General features: G+C 65.6%; 2 protein-coding genes. Both read right to left on the bottom strand.

All coding sequences use genetic code 11. The features are described 5' to 3' along the window. Nucleotides 1-1,239: condensation domain-containing protein (locus BIV24_RS35890; protein WP_245767022.1), on the bottom strand; the 1,239-nt coding region annotated here is incomplete at its 3' end. Continuing rightward, nucleotides 1,239-2,878 (bottom strand): non-ribosomal peptide synthetase (locus BIV24_RS35895; protein WP_245767023.1); only part of this gene is annotated, 1,640 nt, incomplete at its 5' end. The genes BIV24_RS35895 and BIV24_RS35890, both read right to left, overlap by 1 nt.

The raw sequence follows: 2,878 nt of genomic DNA on the forward strand, positions 1-2,878 counted from the left end.
ATCAAACAAATCAGTAGCGAACTCGAAGACCGCCTCCAAACCAGCCGGTGCGCCCTGATCATCGAAGCGCTCCGCCACTCCCAGGGAGAGGTCGAACTTCGCCGCCGCACTGTTGTAGCGCCGAACTTCAACGTCGAGGCCAGGGAGATGAAGGTCGGGCTGGCTCAGGTTCTGGAAAGCCAGTGCCACCTGGAACAAGGGGTGCCGGGACATCGACCGGACCGGGTTCAGCACCTCCACCAGGTGCTCGAACGGAACATCCTGGTTCCCAAAGGCCCCCAGGTCCGTCTCACGCACCCGCTCCACCAACTCACGGAACGTCGGGTCACCCGACACATCCGTCCGCAACACCAGCGTGTTCACGAAGAACCCGACCAAGTCGTCCAAGGCCTCGTCCATACGGCCCGCCACCGGTGAACCGATCGGAATATCCGTACCAGCACCAAGCCGCGACAACAGCGCCGCAAACGCCGCCTGCACCACCATGAACACACTCGCACCCGACTCCCGGGCCAAAGCAACGAGTCCTCGGTGCACCTCCGCGCCCACGGTGAATCCGACGCTGTCGCCTCGATACGAGGCCGCAGCGGGCCGTGCACGGTCGGCGGGAAGCTCTACCTGCACCGGGAGGTCCGCCAGCATCCGCGTCCAGTAGGCAACCTGCTGACTGATCAGGCTGTCCGGGTCGGACTCATCACCGAGCAGCTCCCGCTGCCACAGCGCGTAATCCGCATACTGCACCGGCAACGGCTCCCACGCCGGCACCCGCCCCGCAGCACGGGCTGCGTACGCCGTAGCCACGTCACGTGCCAGAGGCGTCATCGACCAGCCATCACCAGCGATGTGATGCAACACCACCACCAGCACATGCACATCCTCCGCTACCGCGAACAACCTCGCTCGCAGGGGAATGTCGACCGTCACATCGAATCCCTGGGTACGGAAGGCGGACACGGTGGCGTCAAGTTCATGCTGGGTGGTCGACACCACCTCCATGCCCGTCCACGCTTCGTGGGTATTGAGGATGCGCTGGTAGGGAGTTCCGTCAGGGCCTTCAGGGAAGACGGTCCGCAGGCTCTCGTGTCGCTCCACAACATCCCGCAGCGCTGCAGCCAGGGCTCCCTGGTCCAAGGTGCCCGTCAGCTGCAGTGTGATCGGCAGGTTGTAGGTGGCAGTCGCCGCGCCCTCGAGACGGTTCAGGAACCAGATCCGACGCTGGGAAAAGGACAGCGAAATCATCAGTTCTCCTCAAGACGCGGCATCCGCCGCAGTGCGGGCCGTTCCGACTTGCGCGCGGCTTCCAGCTGTTCGGCCAGCGTGGCAACGTTCGGCGATTCAAACAGGGTTCGGAGGGGGAGTTCGACGTTCAATACAGTGCGGATGCGGCTGATAACTCGGGTGGCGAGCAGGGAGTGGCCGCCGAGGTCGAAGAAGCTGTCGTCGATACCGACCCGCTCCACACCCAGCACCTCGGCGAAGATCTCACACAAAGCTCGCTCAGGCTCACTGCACGGGGCACGGAACGCCGAAACCGCCGCGTAGTCCGGCGCCGGCAACGCCCGCCGGTCCAATTTTCCGTTGGTCGTCACCGGCAAAGCGTCCAGCATCACCACTGCGGCTGGGACCATGAAGTCAGGCAGACGTTCACCCACAGACCGGCGCAAGTCACCGCCATCGAGAGCTGATGCAGCCCGGGGCACGACGTAGGCGACCAAGCGCTTGCCACCGGGCCGATCCTCCCGCGCCACCACGGCTACCTGCGAGACCAGCGGATGCGTGGCAATCGTCGCCTCGACCTCCCCAAGCTCGACCCGGAAACCCCGGACCTTCACCTGGAAATCGGCCCGGCCCAGGAACTCCACCGTTCCCTCCGCACACCAGCGTGCAAGATCCCCCGTCCTGTACATCCGCTCGCCCGGCGCCCCAAACGGGTCGGCGACGAACCGCTCAGCGGTCAGACCCGGACGGTTCAGATACCCGCGCGCCATCTGCGCACCGGCCAGGTACAGCTCACCGGCCACACCCACCGGCACCGGACGCAGCCGCTCATCCAACACATACACGCGACTGTTCGCCACCGGCCGCCCGATCGACGGCCACGCCGGCCACTTACACACATCCCCGGCCAACGACAACGCCGTGGCCACATGCGTCTCCGTCGGCCCGTAATAGTTGTGCAGCCGACGTCCCGGAACTCGCTCGAAGAAGTCACGCACCACACCACGTACTGCCAGCGCCTCACCGGCCTGCGCTACATCACGCAACTGGGGCAGTGCCAGGTCGAGTTCGGCCGAAGCCTCTGCCACAGACTCCACCATCGGCATCGGCGCGAACAACTCCCCCACGCCCCACCGATCCAACCAACGCACCAGCTCCACGGCACTCCGCCGCACCTCATCCGGCGGCACCACCAACGCCTTGCCGGACCACAACGCCGAGAACATCTCATGCGCCGCAGCATCAAAGCTCAACGCGGCGAACTGCCCCGTCCGCGAACCAGCACCACCCGGCATCACCTGCCCATGCCACGCCAACAGATTCACCATCGCCCCGGCGGGGAACACCACACCCTTCGGATGCCCGGTGGACCCGGAGGTGTACATGACGTACACGGGATGCTCGGGCAACAGCACCCCACCCCGCTCCCCAGCCGACAACTCCCTGTCCGCATAGCCATCAAACGACAGCGTGGCAAGGTCGACTGCACACCCCGTCCACTGCTCCGGCACCCGCTCCAGCGTCTGCGCCGAGCCCAGTACGCACACCGGGTCGGCGTCACCGAGCATGTACGCGATCCGCTCAGCGGGATACTCCGGGTCCACCGGCAGATACGCCGCCCCGGTCTTCACCACCGCCAGCAACGCCACCGGCAACCACT

Origin of the sequence: Streptomyces colonosanans (genome assembly GCF_001866645.1) — a bacterium.
Taxonomy (GTDB): Bacteria; Actinomycetota; Actinomycetes; order Streptomycetales; family Streptomycetaceae; genus Streptomyces; species Streptomyces colonosanans.